Annotated in this window: 15 protein-coding genes; 7 read left to right on the plus strand and 8 right to left on the minus strand. The window is 73.9% G+C overall.

What is annotated here, in order from left to right:
- The first annotated feature begins 43 nt into the window (after positions 1 to 43).
- Positions 44 to 874 (plus strand): methyltransferase domain-containing protein, encoded by an 831-nt coding sequence (locus tag OHA91_RS08020; RefSeq protein ID WP_328738927.1) that lies wholly within the window; start codon positions 44 to 46, stop codon positions 872 to 874.
- Positions 875 to 914: 40 nt separating this feature from the next.
- Here the strand turns inward: OHA91_RS08020 and OHA91_RS08025 are convergent, their stop codons facing one another.
- The 3 genes from OHA91_RS08025 to OHA91_RS08035 form a co-directional block, all read right to left on the minus strand.
- A complete protein-coding gene (locus tag OHA91_RS08025; protein WP_266493420.1) occupies positions 915 to 2882 on the minus strand; it encodes a DUF5107 domain-containing protein in 1968 nt (655 codons plus the stop codon).
- Between the two features lie 64 nt (positions 2883 to 2946).
- Positions 2947 to 3846, minus strand: a complete 900-nt coding sequence (locus OHA91_RS08030; RefSeq protein ID WP_031158053.1) for an arginase family protein — start codon at positions 3844 to 3846, stop codon at positions 2947 to 2949.
- Between the two features lie 125 nt (positions 3847 to 3971).
- Positions 3972 to 4529 carry a GNAT family N-acetyltransferase gene (locus tag OHA91_RS08035; RefSeq protein ID WP_031158054.1) on the minus strand — a complete coding sequence of 186 codons (558 nt, stop codon included), beginning with the start codon at positions 4527 to 4529 and terminating at the stop codon, positions 3972 to 3974.
- Between the two features lie 40 nt (positions 4530 to 4569).
- On the opposite strand from OHA91_RS08035, the gene OHA91_RS08040 reads away from it, so the two are divergent.
- Both OHA91_RS08040 and OHA91_RS08045 read left to right on the plus strand, forming a co-directional pair.
- Positions 4570 to 5289, plus strand: a complete 720-nt coding sequence (locus tag OHA91_RS08040) for a hypothetical protein (RefSeq protein ID WP_031158060.1) — start codon at positions 4570 to 4572, stop codon at positions 5287 to 5289.
- 125 nt (positions 5290 to 5414) lie between these two features.
- Positions 5415 to 6473, plus strand: coding sequence for a vWA domain-containing protein (locus OHA91_RS08045; RefSeq protein WP_031158062.1), 1059 nt, complete (start codon positions 5415 to 5417; stop codon positions 6471 to 6473).
- Positions 6474 to 6476: 3 nt separating this feature from the next.
- Here the strand turns inward: OHA91_RS08045 and OHA91_RS08050 are convergent, their stop codons facing one another.
- The 4 genes from OHA91_RS08050 to OHA91_RS08065 form a co-directional block, all read right to left on the minus strand.
- Complete coding sequence (locus tag OHA91_RS08050) at positions 6477 to 8465, minus strand: prolyl oligopeptidase family serine peptidase (RefSeq protein WP_107064841.1); 1989 nt, start codon at positions 8463 to 8465, stop codon at positions 6477 to 6479.
- Between the two features lie 22 nt (positions 8466 to 8487).
- Positions 8488 to 9873 carry a M20/M25/M40 family metallo-hydrolase gene (locus OHA91_RS08055; RefSeq protein ID WP_078959648.1) on the minus strand — a complete coding sequence of 462 codons (1386 nt, stop codon included), beginning with the start codon at positions 9871 to 9873 and terminating at the stop codon, positions 8488 to 8490.
- Position 9874: 1 nt separating this feature from the next.
- Positions 9875 to 10711, minus strand: a complete 837-nt coding sequence (locus OHA91_RS08060) for a M55 family metallopeptidase (RefSeq protein ID WP_328738928.1) — start codon at positions 10709 to 10711, stop codon at positions 9875 to 9877.
- Positions 10712 to 11022: 311 nt separating this feature from the next.
- Entirely contained in the window at positions 11023 to 11472 is a 450-nt protein-coding gene (locus OHA91_RS08065) for an SRPBCC family protein (protein ID WP_031158074.1), read from the minus strand.
- Positions 11473 to 11636: 164 nt separating this feature from the next.
- Between OHA91_RS08065 and OHA91_RS08070 the strand changes: the two genes are divergently transcribed.
- The 3 genes from OHA91_RS08070 to OHA91_RS08080 all read left to right on the plus strand — a co-directional run bounded on the left by OHA91_RS08070 (position 11637) and on the right by OHA91_RS08080 (position 14826).
- Positions 11637 to 12668, plus strand: coding sequence for an Rv2578c family radical SAM protein (locus OHA91_RS08070; RefSeq protein WP_328738930.1), 1032 nt, complete (start codon positions 11637 to 11639; stop codon positions 12666 to 12668).
- Positions 12669 to 12780: 112 nt separating this feature from the next.
- Positions 12781 to 14355 carry an alpha/beta hydrolase gene (locus OHA91_RS08075; protein WP_328738931.1) on the plus strand — a complete coding sequence of 525 codons (1575 nt, stop codon included), beginning with the start codon at positions 12781 to 12783 and terminating at the stop codon, positions 14353 to 14355.
- 24 nt (positions 14356 to 14379) lie between these two features.
- On the plus strand, positions 14380 to 14826 hold the full coding sequence (locus tag OHA91_RS08080; protein WP_328738932.1) for a RidA family protein: 447 nt from the start codon (positions 14380 to 14382) through the stop codon (positions 14824 to 14826).
- A gap of 10 nt (positions 14827 to 14836) precedes the next feature.
- On the opposite strand, the gene OHA91_RS08085 is transcribed toward OHA91_RS08080, so the two are convergent.
- Positions 14837 to 15394: an adenylosuccinate lyase gene (locus OHA91_RS08085; RefSeq protein ID WP_328738933.1), complete on the minus strand. Its 558-nt coding sequence runs from the start codon at positions 15392 to 15394 to the stop codon at positions 14837 to 14839.
- A gap of 397 nt (positions 15395 to 15791) precedes the next feature.
- Here OHA91_RS08085 and OHA91_RS08090 point away from each other — a divergent pair, with 397 nt between their 5' ends.
- Positions 15792 to 17588, plus strand: coding sequence for a 3-hydroxyacyl-CoA dehydrogenase family protein (locus OHA91_RS08090; RefSeq protein ID WP_328738934.1), 1797 nt, complete (start codon positions 15792 to 15794; stop codon positions 17586 to 17588).
- Positions 17589 to 17677: the final 89 nt, after the last annotated feature.

A 17677-nucleotide genomic window follows, 5' to 3' on the forward strand; every position in this document is an offset into this window, starting at 1 on the left:
CGCCTACGGTGGTGCCCACGCTTCGACGAGGAGGGGTACGGCCATGGACGCCACGAACGCCGCCAAGGAGACCGCCGTCTACACGCACGGCCACCACGAGTCGGTCCTGCGCTCGCACCGCTGGCGCACGGCCCGGAACTCCGCCGCCTACCTGATCGGCGAGCTCCGCCCCGGCCTGTCGGTGCTGGACGTCGGCTGCGGCCCGGGCACCATCACGGCCGACCTGGCGGAGCTGGTCGCACCGGGCGGCCGGGTCACCGCCGTCGACGCGGCCGAGGACGTCCTGGCACAGGCCCGGGCCCACGCGGCGGAGCGCGGCCTGGACGACGCCGTGTCCTTCGCCGTCGCGGACGTGCACGCCCTGGACTTCCCCGACGACTCCTTCGACGTGGTCCACGCCCACCAGGTGCTGCAGCACGTCGGGGATCCGGTACGGGCGCTGCGCGAGATGCGGCGGGTGTGCCGGCCGGGCGGGGTCGTCGCCGCGCGCGACGCCGACTACGCGGCGATGACCTGGTACCCGGCGACGCCCGGGCTGGACGAATGGCTGGACCTGTACCGGCGGGTGGCCCGCGCCAACGGCGGCGAACCGGACGCGGGCCGCTGGCTGCGGGCCTGGGCCCGCAAGGCCGGCTTCACGGACGTGACCTCCTCGGCCACCGCCTGGTGCTTCGCCACCCCGGAGGAGACGGCATGGTGGTCCGCACTGTGGGCCGACCGGACGAAGGCCTCCTCGTACGCGGACATCGCCGTCCGCGGCGGCCACGCGGCGACCGGCGACCTGGAGGCCGCAGCGGATGCCTGGCACACCTGGGGCGCCGACCCGGACGCCTGGTTCTCGGTCCTGAACGCCGAGATCCTGTGCCGGGCCTGACCCGGCGGCGGTCACGGGCCCGCCGCCGGCGGGCGGGGGATCAGACCGGCGGGCGCATGCGGAAGTCGTAGCGGGCGGGCAGCGGGCAGTCCGTGAGGACGGACCAGACCTCGGACAGGGTCTCCTCGCCCTCCCGCAGGTCGGGGAGTTCGAAGCCGTCCTCGAAGACCCGGCGGGCCGCCCGCACGTGGCCCTCCGCCGCGAGCAGCCGGGCCGCCAGCAGCCGGAAGCGGCCCTGTTCGCGCAGGGCCGGCCGGAGCCGGTCCCAGACGGCGCGGGCCTGGGGCAGCCGGCCCGCCGTGAGGAGCGCGGCCATCGCCTCCTGGCCGAGGGCCGACTCCGCGGCCGTCCACGGCTCGCCCCCGCGGCTCTCCACCACCAGGTCCTCGAAGGCCGCCGCGAATCCGTCGGCGGCCCGCGCCGCATCGCCCGCCAGCGCGTCCGCCACCGCCAGACAGCGCAGCAGGGGCCACTGCGACGGCGCCAGCGCCAAGCCGCGCTCCCAGCTCCGTACCGCCTGGGCGGTGTCACCCGCGTGCCACTGCGCCACCCCCAGGTGGTACTCCGTCAGCGGATCCGCGGGAGCCGTCTCCAGCATGTCCCGCCAGTGCGCGGCGACCAGGCTCGGCCCCGGCGGAACCACCCGCCGCGGGGCGGGCAGGACGCCCGTGCGCCACAGCTCCAGCCACGGCTCCTGCTCCTCGCCCAGCGTGGACTCCTCGAAGGGCGTACCCGGCAGCCGGTGGCCCGCGCACAGCACCTCCAGCGCTCCCCAGCCCGAGCCGACCGCGAGCCGCTCCCCCGGTTCGGTGTCGGCGTGGCCGCGCCACGCCTCGTACGCCGCGTCCACGCGCTCCCGCGGCAGTACGGCTTCCAGCGCGTCCTGCGCCGCGCCGCGGGCCGCCGCCCAGTCCGCGCCGTGCACCGCCGAGGGCTCTGCGGACAGCGGCCCGTACGCCTCCAGCCAGCTGAACTCCGCCCCGCCCTCCAGGCGTACGTGCTCCAGCTGGGTCCGGGCCAGCCCGGCCTGGATCTCCGCGTAGCCGCCCGTGCCCGGCTCGGTCAGCCACTCCTGCCAGCGCCGGCCGCCACCGCCCGCGCCCCACACGAACAGCTTCCGCCCGCGCAGCCGCCCGGTGGAGGTCTGCACCAGGCCCTGCCCGTCCGCGTCCAGGGAGGCGATCCAGGGCCGGGCCCCGTCCCGGACCTCGTAGAAGAAGTCGGCCGGGTACTCGCTGCGCAGCGGGTACGTGCGGTCCGCGGCCTCCCACTCCGGCACCGGGATGCGGCGCAGCGAGCGCTCGTACCCGAAGTGCCAGGCCTCGTCGGCGGGGGCCAGGACCCGGCTGCCCGGGTCCTCGGGGACGGCGATGTTGGACCACCAGTAGACGGGGGCGGGCCGCTCGTGCGGGTTGCGCACGCGGACGCCGACGTACAGGAACTGCGAGTCCCCGGGCAGCCACAGGTCCACCTGGAACGGCAGGTCGCGCAGCCGCTCCCACTCCCACAGCCGGACCATCACGCCGCCGTCCGGGGCGGGGACCAGGGCGGCGTGCAGCGGGGCGCAGGACAGGGTGGTGTGGCCGGTCGCGCCGGTGTTCCACTCGATGCCGCCGGAGAACCAGGCACCGTTCAGCGCGAAGTTGGCGGGCTGGAACACCGGGTTGCGGTAGAGCAGTTCGCGCCCGGTCGGCAGGTGGACGAGCGAGTGGACCCGCCCGCCCAGGCCCGGCAGCACGGTGACCCGCAGGTGCTCGTTCTCGATGACGACGGCCTCGAACTCCCGCTCCGCACGCTCCCGCCGGTACCCGTCGCGGATCCGTACGGGCAGCAGCGAGCGCAGCGGCTCGTACCCGATCTGGCGGGCCATGTCACGCGGCAGGCCGTCGCGGGAGCGCTCGTCCAGGACGTGCACGCCGTCGGGCGCGCGCAGGGCGGGCAGCGGGTTGTCGGAGCCCAACGGGGCTGCGGGGAGGGTCAGTACGGCGCGTCGGACGGTGGTGGCCATGGGGAAATGGAACACGCCACGGCGTCCGGTGCACAGGGGTTCCGCGGATCACCACCGGTCAGGATTACGCAAAGGCCCCCGCCACCAGATCCGCGAGGAGCGCGCCCGCACGGCCGTCCGGGTCGAGGTCCGGGTCGTAGATGGTGACGTTCAGTCCGACGCAGCGCGGTGACCCCACCAGTACGCCGAGCAGTTCGGCGACCTCCTCCGGCAGCAGGCCCCCGGGGTCGGGGCTGTCCACGGCGGGCATCACCTCCGGGTCGAGCACGTCGGCGTCCAGGTGCACCCAGAACCCGTCGGTCACCGGCGGGTGCAGGCCGTCCAGCGCGGAGCGGGCGACGGCCGCGGCGCCCCGGCGGCGGATCTCGCCGACGGTGGCGGCGAAGATCCCGGCCTCCGCCAGTTCCAGGAGGTCCGCGTCCCCGTCCCGGATCCCGAACAGCCGGACGTCCTCGTCCCGCAGGTACGGCGCGAGCCCCTCCAGGTCGCTGAGCGAGGGTTGCCCGCGGCCGGTGGCCAGGGCCAGCTCCTCGCCGCCCGCGGCACCGACGGGCCCGTTGACGGCGGTGTTGCCCGGGTGGCGGAAGTCGGCGGAACCGTCGACGGCGGCCAGGCCGTAGCGGCCGGTCCGGCGCATGGCGAGGGAGGCGCCGAGCTGGATGGAGCAGTCCCCGCCGAGGACGACGGGGAACTCCCCCGCCTTCAGGTGGCGTTCGATCCGGTCGGCGAGGGCGACGGTGTACGCGGCGAGGGCGTCGGCGTTGAAGACGCCGTCGCCCTCCTTCCAGTCGCCGCGGTCGTAGCGGGGCGGGACCACGACACCGCCCTCGCGCGCCCCGAGCCTGGCGAGCAGGCCCTGCTCGCGCAGGGCGCCCGCGAGCTTGTAGACACCGGGGACGGTCCCGGGCGCGGGCGGCCGCAGACCCAGGTTGGACGGGGCATCGAGCAGTACGAGGGTGCGCATCCCCTCATCCTGCGCGATGCGGCGGCGCGGCGGAGGAAATCGTCGCGGCCGGATCCGGAACGATGCCGGGCCCGGCCCGTACGGCCGGCGGATCCCTCCCGCCGAGCCGCGCTCCGTAGGGGGCCTCATCGTGCGCGCGGCATCCCGGCGGTGACGGCCCAGCGTTCGTGGTCGCGCCAGGCGCCGTCGACGTGGAGGAAGTCGGGGGACAGGCCCTCCAGCCGGAAGCCGGCGCCCCGGACGAGTGCGATCGAGGCGGTGTTGCCGGGCTGGACGTTGGCCTCCAGCCGGTGCAGGCCGAGGCCCTTCCCGGCGGGGGCGAAGGCGTGGTCGAGGACCAGTCCGAGGGCTTCGCGCAGGAGCCCGCGGCCGGCCGCGTGCGCGAAGGCACCGTAGCCGAGGGCCCCGCACTGGAAGGCGCCCCGCACGATGTTGTTGACGTTGACGAATCCGGCCAGGGCGCCGGTGCCGAGCTCGCACACGAGGAACCCGGCGCGGGCGTCGCCCTCGGCCAGCCGGGTCGCGTAGGGCTCGTACTCCTCGACGGTGGCGGGCGGGAACAGCCAGGGGCGGTGGAGGTCCCGGCTCTCGCGGACGCGGGCGGTGAACTCGGGCCCGTCGACGAGCCGGTAGGGCCGCAGGCCGACGCGGCCTCCCTCCCGGACGTAGATCGAAATGGTCATCCGCCCAGGCTAGGGCCTGTGACACGATCGGGTCATGATCATGGACGGGACGAATGCGGCGCTGCGCCGCCGGGCCGCGCTGAACAACGCCTCGTGGTGCGACGCGGTCTGCCGCGCGCACGGCCTGAAGCCGCGGTACGACGGCGGGGACCTCTGGCTGAGCGCGGTGCGGACCCCGCCGCTGTATCCGGATGCCGTGACCCTGGACGGGGCCGTCCCGGCGGAGCGCGTGCTCCGGCCGGTCGACACCGGCTCCCCCGGCTGCTCGGTGAAGGACAGCTTCGCCGACCTGGACCTGGCCGGGGACGGCTTCGAGGTGCTGTTCGAGGCGCAGTGGATCCACCGGCCGGCCGGGGCCCCGGTCCCGGCGGCCGGCCCGTCCGCACCGCAGTGGTCCGAGGTCGGCGACGCCGCGGAGCTGGCGGCCTGGGAGGCCGCCTGGGACGGCGAGGAGAGCACCGGGCTGTTCAAGCCCTCCCTGCTCGGCGGGGACACCGCCTTCCTCGCCGGCCGCGCCGGGGGCCGGATCGTCGCCGGGGCCGCCCTGCACACCGGCGGCGGCGTGGTGGGAGTCTCCAACCTGTTCGCCCGCGACGGGGCCGGCGCCGACACGGCCTGGGCGGGCGCCCTGGCCGCGACCGCCGCCCGCCGGCCGGACCTGCCCGTGGTCGGCTACGAGCACGGCGAGGACCTGGACACCGCCCTGCGTGCCGGCTTCACCGCCGTCGGCCCGCTGCGCGTCTGGCTGCGGACCGCGTGACGGCCGGCGTGACGGCCCTGGTGGCGGGCACCTTCTGCGGCTGATCGTCCGTCAAGCTCCGTTGTCAGTGCCTCCCCATAGTGTGGAGACATCACTCGGGGAGCTTCGAAAAAGGGGGCACAATCATGTCCGCAAACAGGATCCAGCACAAGGTGAATCACGTCGCGCTGGTAGTGGACTGTTCGGGTTCCATGCATCAGCACCAGAATCAACTCGTCCGTGTGGTGGACGAGTTCGTGTCGGGGCTGAAGGCCGAGTCGGACAACCTCGGCCATGAGACGCGGATCAGCCTCTACGCCTTCGACCACAAGGTGGAGAATCTGGTCTGGGACATGGACGTGAAGCACCTGCCGTCCATGCGGGGCCTTTACAAGGTGAAGAACGGCGCCACCGCTCTCATCGAAGCCTCCCTGAAATCCCTGGACGACCTGGGCCACATCTGGGAGGAATACGGCGAGCACAGCTTCCTCCAGATCGTGGTGACGGACGGCGAGGAGAACGCCTCCGGCGGCGACCGGCGGCACGACGGCAACATGGCCGTCCTCGGCCCCTGGCTCGACCGGATCACCGCGAAGATGGGCTCGCTCCCGGGCCACTGGACCTCCGCGATCCTCGTCCCGAACTCCCTGGCGAAGCGGACCGCCCAGAACTACGGCTTTCCGGCCGGGAACATCGCCATCTGGGACGCGGATTCCCAGGAGGGCGTCAAGGAGGCCATCGGCACCGTCCGCGCCGCCGCCACCAGTTTCCTGCGCGGCCGCGAGAAGGGCGTGCGCGGCACGAAGAACCTGTTCGCCGTCGGCCAGGACATTTCCGTCGACGACGTACGCGCCCACCTCGAACCGATCGCGGCCGACAAATACCGGCTGCTGGAGGTCGAAGCAGATATGGGAATCCGCTCCTTCGTCGATGCCCACCCGGACGTGACCTATGAACGCGGCTCCTGCTACTACCAGTTGGGAAGCCGGGTCCAGGTACAGCCCGACAAGGAGGTCGTCGTCGTCGAGAAGGGCACCGACCGGGCCTACACGGGCGACGCGGCGCGCAGCCTCCTCTTCGGCACCGGCGTCCGGGGGACCGTCTCCGTGAAGGCGGGCCACAACCCCGAATTGGAGGTCTACGTGCAGAGCCTTTCGGTGAACAGGAAGCTGAAGGCGAGGACGCGCCTGCTCGTCATGGTCTGAGATTCACGAAGAGGTCTCCAGGGTGAGCCTCGGGACGTCGGTGCGTTCGATCCCGAAGACCTGCGCGTAGAGCGACAGTTCGGCCTCCAGCGCCCGGACCATGGTGTCGGCGCGGCGGAAGCCGTGGCCCTCGCCCTCGAAGGCCAGGTAGGCGTGCGGCACCGGCCGGCCCCGCATCGCGGCCGTCAGCCGCTCCGCCTGGGCCGGCGGGCACACCGCGTCGTCAAGCCCCTGGAGCAGGACGAACGGCGCCGTGATCCGGTCGGCGTTGGCCACCGGGGAGCGCTCGCGGCTCACGACGGCGAGGGTCTGCGGCGGCCCGGCCAGACCGTCGATGTAGCGGGATTCCAGGTCGTGGGTCTCCTCGGCGAAGCCCAGCAGGTCCAGCACCGGGTAGATGATCGCCGCGCAGGCGTACAGGTCGGTCGCGGCCAGCGACGCCGCCGCCGTCCAGCCCCCCGCGCTGCCGCCGCGGATGGCCAGCCGGACGGGATCGGCGGTGCCCTCGGCTGCCAGCGCCCGGGCCACCGCCGCACAGTCCTCCACGTCCACCACGCCCCACTGTTCGCGCAGCCGCTCCCGGTAGGCGCGGCCGTAGCCGGTGGAGCCGCCGTAGTTCACCTCGACCACGCCGATCCCGCGCGAGGTGAAGTAGGCGATGTGCAGGTCGAGTACGGGCGGCACGTGGTCGGTGGGGCCGCCGTGCACCCACACCACGTACGGGGGCAGTTCGTCGGCGGCGGCCCGGCAGGCCGGGTGGTGCGGCGGGTAGACGTGGGCGTGGATCTGCCGGTCGTCCGGGCCGAGGAAGGTGCGGCTCTGCGGCTCGGGGTAGTAGGCCGGGTCCACCGGGTCCGCGCCCTGCGCGCCGACGACCCTGGCGTGCCCGCTGGCGGTGTCCAGCTCGACCACCTCGTAGGCGCTGCGCGGGCTGGCGGCGACCCCGTAGACCCGGCTGCCCTGCACGGCGAGCGTCGGCTGCCATGCCGTCCACGGCCCGGCCGCGTCCACCAGGTCGCCGCTCTCCGGGTCCAGGATGCCGAGCACCGAGGAGCCCTGGCCGTGCAGCACGGCGACGAGCCCGTCGGGGAGCGGGGCGATCCAGCGCAGCCCGGGCTTCCACAGGGCTCCCCCGAACTCCTCTTCCCGCAGGCACAGGTTGACGGCCCACCCCGTGTCCGGGTCCACCCGGTACGGGTTCCACCAGCCGCCGCGGTCACTGACCGCGAGGAGGGTTCCGTCGGCCGTCCACTCCACCTGGGCGACGGACTCGTCGGGGCCGCCGAGGACGGTCCGGGCCCCGGACAGTCCCCCGTCCGCGGTGACCTCGGCCAGCTGCAGCTCGGTGCCGTCCCAGGGCATCAGCGGGTGGTCCCACACCAGCCAGGCCGCCCGCCGGCCGTCCGGGGACAGCCGGGGTCCCGTGGTGAAGCGGTGCCGGTCGTCGGTGAGCTCCCGTACCGACGACCGGTCCCCGGCCGCCGACCCGTCCAGCGGTACGGCGGCCAGCACCCGGCGCACATCGCTCGGCGCGGGCCCGGTGAACTCCTCCAGCACGCACCAGACCTCGCCCCCGCGCAGCACCGGGTCGGCCCAGCGCAGCCCGCCGCCCGTCGCGGACACCGGGGTGAGGGGCCGGGGCTCGGGGGCTCCGGGCGCGTCCGGCTCGTACGCGTACAGCCGCTGATCGGCGAAGTGGACGAAGACCAGCAGGGGGCCGCCGCTCGCCCGCTCGGCCCCCGCCCAGGGCAGGCCGCCGTACTCGGTGAACCGGCTGCGCACGTTCCACGGCGCGGGCAGCTCGCTGACCTCGGTCCCGGCCCCGGCGGGGCGGCGGCGTACGAGGGTGCGGCGGCCGGCCTCCTGCGGCCGGGGCTCGGTCCACCACACCTCGTCGCCGACCGCGCCGAGGTATTCGGGGCGTCCGTCGAGCGAGGCCGCGAGGCCTGCGTCGATCGGCGAGGGCCAGCTCCCGTACGGGCAGGTCTGCATGGCGGCCATCACCGGGCCCCGCTCACAGGGTCCGCAGGGCGCGGTCGAGGACGCGGACGCCGAAGTGGAGGGCCTCGACGGGGACCCGCTCGTCCACGCCGTGGAAGAGGGACCAGTAGTCGAAGCCGGGGGGCAGCTTCAGCGGGGAGAAGCCGTAGCCGGTGATGCCGAGCCGGGAGAACTGCTTGGCGTCGGTGCCGCCCGCCATGCAGAAGGGCACCACGTGCCCGTCCGGGTCGAACCGCTCGACGGACTCGCGCAGGACGGCGTAGGTCCGTCCGTCCACGGGAGCCTCGAGCGCGACCTCCCGGTGGTGGAACTCCCACGTGACGTCGGGGCCGGTGAGCGCGTCGAGGGTGGCGATGAACTCGGCCTCGCCGCCGGGCAGCATGCGGCCGTCGACGTAGGCGGTGGCCTGGCCCGGGATCACGTTCAGCTTGTAACCGGCGGTGAGCATGGTCGGGTTGGCGCTGTTGCGGACGGTCGCCTCGACGAGGACGGCGGCCGGGCCCAGCTTGCCGAGGAACGAGTCCAGGTCGAAGCCGGGGCGCCGCGGGTCGACCGACAGGCCCTGGAGGGCGGCGAGTTCGGTGATGCAGGCGGTGACGGTGTCGGTGAGCCGGACCGGCCATTCGTACGCGCCGATCCGGGCGACCGCGGCGGCGAGCCGGCTGACGGCGTTGGCCTTGTTGGGCTTGGAGCCGTGGCCGGTGGTGCCGTGAGCCGTCAACTTGATCCAGGCCGTGCCGCGTTCACCGGCGGCGATCGGGTAGAGGGCCCGGCCGGGGCCGGTGTGGACGGTGAAGGCGCCGGATTCGCTCAGGCCCTCCGTGCAGCCTTCGAAGAGTTCCCGATGGTGGTCGGCGAGGAAGCCGGAGCCGTCGACGGCGCTGTCCTCCTCGTCGGCGGTGTAGGCGATCACGATGTCCCGGCGCGGGCGCACTCCCGCGCGCGCCCAGGCCCGTACGACGGCCAGCACCATCGCGTCCATGTTCTTCATGTCGACGGCGCCGCGGCCCCAGACGACACCGTCGCGGACCTCGCCGGAGAAGGGGTCCACGCTCCAGTCGGCGGCCTCGGCGGGGACCACGTCGAGGTGGCCGTGGACGAGGAGCGCGTCGGCGTAAGGGTCGGTGCCCTCGATCCGGGCGACCACGTTGGTGCGGCCCGGGGTGCGCTCCAGCAGGAGCGGTTCCAGGCCGGCGGCGGCGAGCCGTTCGGCGACGTACTCGGCGGCGGGCCGCTCCCGGCAGTCGCCACCGCCCCGGTTGGTGGTGTCGATCCTGATGAGGTCCGAGGTGAACCCGACGGCCTCGTCGAGGGCCACCGCGTCCACCGCGTCCGCGGCGGTCACGGCGGTCACGGCGTCGCCGGCTTCGACGGGAACCCCGGTGTCGATTGCGCGCATGTCAGCCATACTGCTCCTCCACGGCCGCCGAGACGACCGTCGTGACCGCCTTGAAGGCCCGGATCCCCTCGTACATCGTCTCGCTGGTGTACGCGACCCTGCGCTCCCCGCTGCGCTGCACCCCCGGGACCACCGTGGCGGACATAGCCAGGTGTTCGGCGTCGAACTCCAGCTCCACGGTGTACGGGCCGGCGCCGGGCACGGGCTCGCGCCGGCCTGCGAGGGCGGTGGCCGCCTTGGCCGCGGTCCGGATGTCGGCGGCGGTGCGGGCCGGGGTCCGGCAGACGGCGGCGTAGCGCGAGACGTGGTCCTTGACCGCGACGGTCACGGCCTGCGGGGCGTAGCCGGCGGCGTCCACGCAGGTCAGGTCGTCGCCCGTGACCAGGATGACCGGGACGCCGTACTCGGCGACGACGTGGGCGTTGAGCAGGCCCTCGCTCGCGCGGGTCCCGTTGAGCCAGACGCCGGTGATGGAGTTGGCGAGGTAGGTGTGGGCGAGCACGCCTTCGGAGCCGGCGCCCGTGTGGTAGCCGACGAAGGCGATGCCGTCGACGTCGCCGCGCTGGACGCCCTCGACCATGGAGAGGGACTTGTGGCGGCCGGTGAGCATCTCCGCGCGGGCGTCGAGGCGCTCCAGCAGCAGGTTGCGCATGGTCCAGTGGGCCTCGTTGACGACGACCTGGTCGGCGCCGCCGTCGTAGAAGCCGAGCACGGCGGCGTTGACGTCGGAGGTGAACATCCCGCGGCAGCGCTCCCACTGGGGCGTGCCGGGCAGCACGTCCGCGGGCCAGGTGACGCCGGTGGCGCCTTCCATGTCGGCGGAGATGAGGATCTTCATCGGGCCCCCGGGCAGTCGGTTGCGCGGTCGCGCGCGACGCGGCCGGCACGCGCTGCGCCCAGCCTAAGGGCTCTCCCCCCGTCCGGGGTGGATCAGCGCGCGGCGTCGGTTCCGGGGCACGGCGGGGCGGAGCCGGGGCACGGCGGGGGCGGAGCCGGGGCACGGCGGGGAGAGGCCGGGAGGGGGCCCGGGAGGGGGCCGGGAGGGGGCCCGGGAGGGGGCCGGGAGGGCCCGGGGCGGAAAGTCCACCCGATCCGGTGAGGCGGCCGGACCCTGCCCGGGCCCCGCCCGGGCCCGGGCAACAGCCTTGCTCAGGCCTTGCCTTCGACCTCCGCGGCCAGGTTGGCCAGCAGGGTGTCGTAGATGCGGCCGAGGCCCTTGGGCGCGAAGGTGCGCTCGAAGAAGCCGCCGATGCCGCCGGCGCCGTTCCACACGGTGGTGACGACGGCCTTGGACCTGCCCTCGCCGGCCGGGGTGACCACCCAGGTGGTGACCATGGAGGAGTTGCGGTCCGTCTCCACGAGCTGCCCGTCGGTGGGCTCGGTGACCTCCAGCAGGCAGTCGCGCACGCGCTTGCTGGTGGCCTGGAGCTTCCAGTGCACCAGGGTGCCCTCGCCGTCGCCGCCCTCACGCACCTCGTACTCGCTGAAGTGCTCGGGCAGCAGCTTGCCCCGGGTTCCGCTGTAGTCGGCCAGCGTGTCGAAGACCGTCTCCGCGTCGGCCCCGATGATGCGCTCCGTGGTGGCCTCGACCTGCGCCATAGCTGTTCCTCCAGCAGTTGTGTCCGCTCGTCACGGCGAAGCCAACCACCTCCGGGGCGGTGGCCCAAATCCGGGCCGGTCGCCGACCGGCAAGGTTCCACGCCCGCACGATCATGGGAACATTTGTTCTATTCTCTCGGCAGAGCCAGCAAGGGAGGCGCACCATGCGCTGGGAGAACCTGACCGAAGGCCCCGCGGGGCCGGCCGCGCTCTTCGGGGCCGGCGCGGTCGTGACGCGCACCATCGACACACCCGAGTTCCGGGGGATCACCTTCCACGAGGTGCGGGCCCGGTCGATCGTCAACCGGGTCCCCGGCGCCTCGCGCATGCCGTTCGAATGGACCGTCAACCCCTACCGCGGCTGCAGCCACGCATGCGTGTACTGCTTCGCCCGCAAGACGCACGGCTATCTCGACCTCGACACCGGCCTCGGCTTCGACTCCCAGATCGTGGTCAAGACCAACGCCCCCGAACTGCTGCGCCGCGAGCTCGCCGCGCCCCGCTGGACCGGCGCGCACATCGCCATGGGCACCAATGTGGACTGCTACCAGCGCGCCGAGGGCCGCTACCGGCTGATGCCCGGGATCATCGAGGCCCTGCGCGACCGCGCCAATCCCTTCTCGATCCTCACGAAGGGCACGCTGATCCTCCGGGACCTCCCGCTCCTGCGCGAGGCCGCCGAGGTCACCGAGGTCGGGATCTCGGTCTCCGTCGGCTTCACCGACACGCCCCTGTGGCGGACCGTGGAGCCCGGGACGCCCTCCCCCGCCGCCCGGCTGAACGCCGTGCGGACGCTGACCGACGCCGGGATCGAGTGCGGGGTGCTGATGGCCCCGGTGATCCCCTTCCTCGGCGACTCCCCCGCGCAGCTGCGGGCCACCGTGCGGGCCGTCGCCGAGTCCGGCGCCACCTCCGTGACACCCCTGGTACTCCATCTGCGGCCCGGGGCCCGCGAGTGGTTCACCGCCTGGCTGGGCGAGCACCACCCGCACCTCGTCGAGCGCTACGAGCGGATGTACGCGGGCGGCTCGTACGCGCCCACCTGGTACCAGCGCATGATCACCCGCCAAGTCCACGAACTGGCGGCCGAATTCGGCATCGGCCCGGCCCGGCGGGGCGCGACCCGCCGGACCGCCGGCCCCGAACGCCGGGACGGACCCGAGCCGGCCGGGGCCACCCAGCTCACCCTCCTCTGACGTCCATCACGCCCTGAACGGTCATCACATCGGGCCAATAGCCATTCCAATCCCGTCTTCCAGGCGTGGTTTCCGGGACGATTCCGCCCAGAACCCTCGGCTGGGAGGCCCCATGCTCCACCCCTTGAAGAAGCGCGCCGCCGTCCTGCTGGCGATCTCCACCGTCGCCGCCGCCCTCGCGAGTCCGGTGACGGCCGCCCCGGCCTCGCCCGCCCCGGCCGCGGCGGCCGCACAGGCCGCCCTGCGCTGGACCGGCTGCGCGACGCCCCGCTACCCGACGCTGCAGTGCGCGTCCCTCAAGGTGCCTCTCGACCACGACCGGCCCGCCGGCCGGACGATCACGCTCGCGCTGACCCGGGTCCCCCACACCGCCAAGACCTCCCAGGGCCCGCTGCTGGTCAACCCGGGCGGTCCGGGCGGCAGCGGGCGCGCGCTCGCCGGGTTCGTCGCCTCCACGCTGCCCAAGGACGTGGCCGCGCAGTACGACGTCATCGGCTTCGACCCCCGGGGCGTCGGCAAGAGCGAGCCCGCCCTCGACTGCGGGGCCGGGCACTTCACCCCGGTGCGGCCCGACTCCGTGCCGCAGGACGCGGCCACCGAGCACGCCAACCTGGACCGCGTACGGGCCTTCGCCGAGTCCTGCGGCGCCAAGCACGCGGACGTGCTGCCGCACATCGACACCGTCTCGGCCGCCCGGGACATCGAGGTGCTGCGCACCGCCCTCGGCGCGGAGCGCATCAGCTACTTCGGCTACTCCTACGGGACCTACCTGGGCGCGGTGTACGCCAAGCGCCACCCGGGCCGGGTGCACCGGCTCGTCCTGGACTCCGTCGTCGACCCGAACGGCGTCTGGTACCAGGACAACCTCTCCCAGGACCTCGCCTTCGACGCCCGCCACAAGGCGTTCCTGGCGTGGGTGGCGCGGCACGACGCCACCTACCGGCTCGGCACCGACCCGGCGGCGGTCGAGGCGCGCTGGTACGCGATGCGGCAGGCGCTGCGCGGGACCCCGGCCGGCGGCAAGGTGGGCCCGTCGGAGCTGGAGGACACCTACATGCCGGGCGGCTACTACAACGGCTACTGGCCCAACCTGGCCGAGGCCTTCGCGGCGTACGCGGTGAAGAAGGACCCGAAGCCCCTGGTGGCGGCGTACGAGCGGTTCGGAGCGGTGGAGCCCTCGGCGGGCAACAGCTACAGCGTCTACACCGCGGTCCAGTGCCGGGACTCGGCCTGGCCCCGGGACTGGAACGAGTGGCGCGCGGACATGTGGCGCACCCACACCAAGGCGCCGTTCATGACCTGGAACAACGCCTGGTACAACGCGCCGTGCGCGTTCTGGCCGACCGAGCCGCTCCGGGCCCCGGACGTGACCAACGCGGATCTGCCTCCCGCCCTGCTCCTGCAGGCGACGGACGACGCGGCGACCCCCTTCGAGGGGGCGGTCAGCATGCGGGAGAAGCTGTCGGGCTCGGCCCTGGTGGTCGAGGAGGGCGGCGGCAACCACGGCATCGCCCTGAGCGGGAACAAGTGCCTGGACGAGAAGGTGGCGGCCTACCTGAGGACCGGGCAGGCCGCGGACGCCACCTGCCCGGCGCAGGCGGCCCCGCAGCCGACGACGGCGACGCGGGCCGTGCCGTCCTCGGCGGGCGGCGCCGCCCTGCACGGCCTGCTGGGCTTCCGCGGCTGATCTTCACAGGGCACGATCGTGCCCATGACCATCACGCCTGAGCACGGCCACCTCACCCGCGTCCACGCCCCGGAGGGCGTCAGCCCCGGTACCGGATACAGCCACGTCGTCTGGGGCACCGGGCGGTTCGTCGCCGTCTCCGGCCAGTGCGCCTTCGACGAGAAGGGCGAGGTGGTCGGCGAAGGCGACGCCGCCGCCCAGGCCCGCCAGGTGTTCGAGAACCTGCGCCGGTGCCTGGCGGCGGCCGGGGCCACCTTCGACGACGTCGTGAAACTGACCTACTTCGTCACGGACGTGGCGCACCTCCCCGCGGTGCGGGCCGCCCGTGACGCGGTCATCCCCGCGGACCGCCTCCCGGCCTCCTCGGCGGTCCAGGTCGCGGCCCTGGTCCGTCCCGAGCTCCTGCTGGAGGTGGAGGCCTTCGCGGTCGTCCCGGCACAGCCCCCGGCGACGGCCCCGGCCCGGCCCTGATCCACCGGCCCTAGCCGGGAGGCAGGCCGCGCAGCGCGGTCGTCGCGGCCACCGCCAGGCGGGGGTGGGACTGGGCGCGGGTGAGGAGTTCGCGTGCGCGGGGGTCGCCGAGGGCGCCCAGGCCCTCGACGCAGGCCAGGGCCACCCGCCAGTAGGGATCGTTCGGGGACAGCAGCCGCGACAGGGTGGTGAGCAGGGCCGGTACGGACTCGGGGGCGCGCAGGGCGGTGAGCAGCCGGACGGGCTGGAGGGCGTAGGCCGTGCGCAGGCCGTTGGTGGCGAGGGCCGCGGCCGCGCGGGCGGTGCGCGGGTCGCCGAGGGCGGCCAGGGCCTCGGCGGCGGCCGCGCAGCGGGGCGGGTCCCGGTGGTTGAGGAGCAGCACGAGGGATTCGAAGGCGCGCCGGTCCCCGGCGAGCCCGAGCCGGTACGCGGCCAGCTCGCGGGCCCACAGGGGCAGCCCGGCCGAGGTCAGTGAGTCCGCCAGCGCGTCGGGGCCGGCCGCGAGCAGCACCTCGTACTCGGGCGACCCGCCCGCCTCCGCCCGCAAGCGCTCCAGCACGTCGTTCACGCGGCCCACCCTAGGCGGGCGGGGCGGTCGGCACGCCGGGTTCCCGCAGATGATCAAGGCCGGTTGATCGATGATCGATGATCGGTACATTTCGGCGGTACAGGTCACATCTCCGCGCTCTGGCGCACCAGTTACCGGCGAGTTACTGTCGTTGCAACACGTACGAGGGCGGCCTGGTGACGCAGCCGCCTCGTGCCGGTCGGTTCGTTCTCGCATGCACGGTATGGCCCCGGGACAGGGTCCTGCCGCTTCCACCCCCGGGGTTCCTCCCCGCCGGGTTCCCGTCCGGGCGGTTCCCGCCCCGGGCTCCTCACCGCACGGCACTCCGTACGGCATCCGCGCGCGCCGTGCGCCGCGCGCCCCCTCAGTCGTCACCCTCTTCCACTGGAGTCCCTCGATGGACCGTCAGTCCAGTCAGCCCACCCTCCAGACCATCGCCGTCGTCGGCCTCGGCACGATGGGCACCGGCATCGCCGAGGTCCTCGCCCGGGCCGGCCGCGAGGTCATCGGCATCGACATCAGCGAGACCGCCGCCCGCCGGGCCTCGACCTCCCTCGCCGCGGCGACCGCGCGTTCCGTCGCCCGGGAGCGCCTCACCGAGCAGGAGCGGGCGGACGTCCTGGCCCGTTTCCGCACCTTCACCGATCTGGCCGCCGTGGCCGAGGCCGATCTCGTCATCGAGGTCGTGCCGGAGTCGTACGAGGTCAAGCAGCAGGTGTTCCGCGAGCTCGACGCGGTCGTGCGGCCCGACACGATCCTGGCCACGGGCACCAACGCCCTGTCGGTGACCCGGCTCGCCGCCGAGTCCCAGCGCCCCGAGCGCGTGCTGGGCCTGCACTTCTTCAACCCGGTCCCGGCGATGAAGCTGGTCGAGATCGTCTCCTGCGTCCTGACCGCCCCGACGGCCGTGGAAGCGGTCACGGAGCTGGCCCGCGAACTCGGCAAGGAGCCCGTGGCGGTCGGCGACCGGCCCGGGTTCGTCGCGGACGGCCTGCTCTTCGGCTACCTCAACCAGGCCGCCGCCATGTACGAGGCGAAGTACGCCTCCCGCGAGGACATCGACGCGGCGATGCGGCTCGGCTGCGGCCTGCCCATGGGCCCGCTCGCGCTGCTCGACCTGATCGGCGTGGACACGGCCCGCACGGTCCTGGAGGCCATGTACGCCTCCTCCGGCGACCGGCTGCACGCCCCGGCCCCGATCCTCGGGCAGCTGGCCGAGGCCGGGCTGGCCGGGCAGAAGTCCGGGCGCGGTTTCTACACGTACGAGGCACCCGGCAGCTCGGTGATCGTCCGCGACCTGCAGACCCCGCTGGACGGGTCCCTGCTGGGTGCGGGCCGCCCGGTGAGCTCGGTCGGCGTGGCCGGTTCCGGCACCATGGCGAGCGGCATCGCGCAGGTCTTCGCCCAGTCCGGGTTCGACGTGGTCCTGGCGGCGCGCAGCCAGGAGAAGGCGGAGGCCGCCAAGGCCGCCATCGGCAAGTCCCTGGGCCGTGCGGTGTCCAAGGGCCGGCTGACGCAGGAGGCGGCGGACGAGACCCTGGGCCGGATCACCCCGGCCGGGTCGCTGGACGCCTTCGCCGAGGTGGACCTGGCGGTGGAGGCGGTCGCCGAGGACCTGGCGGTCAAGCAGGAGCTGTTCGCGGCGCTGGACAAGGTCTGCAAGCCGGGCGCGGTGCTCGCCACCACCACCTCCTCGCTGCCGGTGATCGCCGTGGCCCGGGTGACCTCGCGTCCGCAGGACGTGATCGGCATGCACTTCTTCAACCCGGCCCCGGCGATGAAGCTGGTCGAGGTCGTCCGGACCGTCCTGACGGCCGACGACGTGCACGCCACGGTCCGCGAGATCTGCGTGAAGGTGCGCAAGCACCCGGTGGACTGCGGGGACCGGGCCGGCTTCATCGTGAACGCGCTGCTGTTCCCGTACCTCAACAACGCGATCAAGATGGTCGAGGAGCACTACGCGAGCCTCGACCAGATCGACGCGGCGATGAAGCTGGGCGGCGGCTACCCGATGGGACCGTTCGAGCTGCTCGACGTGGTCGGCCTCGACGTCTCGCTGGCCATCGAGAAGGTCCTCCACAAGGAGTTCCGCGACCCGGGCCTGGCCCCGTCCCCGCTGCTGGAGCACCTGGTGGCGGCGGGCTGCCTGGGCCGGAAGACCGGCCGCGGATTCCGTGAGTACGCCCGGCGGTAACCGAGCGGGCCATGAGCCGGATGCGTGGGGAGGGCTGCTCGGGTCCGCCGGACCCTCACGGCGGACTGACCCTCCCGAGCCCAGTGCGG

Source organism: Streptomyces erythrochromogenes (assembly GCF_036170895.1).
GTDB classification, from domain to species: Bacteria; Actinomycetota; Actinomycetes; order Streptomycetales; family Streptomycetaceae; genus Streptomyces; species Streptomyces erythrochromogenes.

Bases quoted from the DNA above. Each gene is read 5' to 3' on its own strand.
- OHA91_RS08020 (WP_328738927.1), top strand. From the start codon at position 44: ATGGACGCCACGAACGCCGCCAAGGAGACCGCCGTCTACACGCACGGC.
- OHA91_RS08025 (WP_266493420.1), bottom strand. From the start codon at position 2,882: ATGGCCACCACCGTCCGACGCGCCGTACTGACCCTCCCCGCAGCCCCG.
- OHA91_RS08030 (WP_031158053.1), bottom strand. From the start codon at position 3,846: ATGCGCACCCTCGTACTGCTCGATGCCCCGTCCAACCTGGGTCTGCGG.
- OHA91_RS08035 (WP_031158054.1), bottom strand. From the start codon at position 4,529: ATGACCATTTCGATCTACGTCCGGGAGGGAGGCCGCGTCGGCCTGCGG.
- OHA91_RS08040 (WP_031158060.1), top strand. From the start codon at position 4,570: ATGGACGGGACGAATGCGGCGCTGCGCCGCCGGGCCGCGCTGAACAAC.
- OHA91_RS08045 (WP_031158062.1), top strand. From the start codon at position 5,415: ATGTCCGCAAACAGGATCCAGCACAAGGTGAATCACGTCGCGCTGGTA.
- OHA91_RS08050 (WP_107064841.1), bottom strand. From the start codon at position 8,465: ATGCAGACCTGCCCGTACGGGAGCTGGCCCTCGCCGATCGACGCAGGC.
- OHA91_RS08055 (WP_078959648.1), bottom strand. From the start codon at position 9,873: ATGCGCGCAATCGACACCGGGGTTCCCGTCGAAGCCGGCGACGCCGTG.
- OHA91_RS08060 (WP_328738928.1), bottom strand. From the start codon at position 10,711: ATGAAGATCCTCATCTCCGCCGACATGGAAGGCGCCACCGGCGTCACC.
- OHA91_RS08065 (WP_031158074.1), bottom strand. From the start codon at position 11,472: ATGGCGCAGGTCGAGGCCACCACGGAGCGCATCATCGGGGCCGACGCG.
- OHA91_RS08070 (WP_328738930.1), top strand. From the start codon at position 11,637: ATGCGCTGGGAGAACCTGACCGAAGGCCCCGCGGGGCCGGCCGCGCTC.
- OHA91_RS08075 (WP_328738931.1), top strand. From the start codon at position 12,781: ATGCTCCACCCCTTGAAGAAGCGCGCCGCCGTCCTGCTGGCGATCTCC.
- OHA91_RS08080 (WP_328738932.1), top strand. From the start codon at position 14,380: ATGACCATCACGCCTGAGCACGGCCACCTCACCCGCGTCCACGCCCCG.
- OHA91_RS08090 (WP_328738934.1), top strand. From the start codon at position 15,792: ATGGACCGTCAGTCCAGTCAGCCCACCCTCCAGACCATCGCCGTCGTC.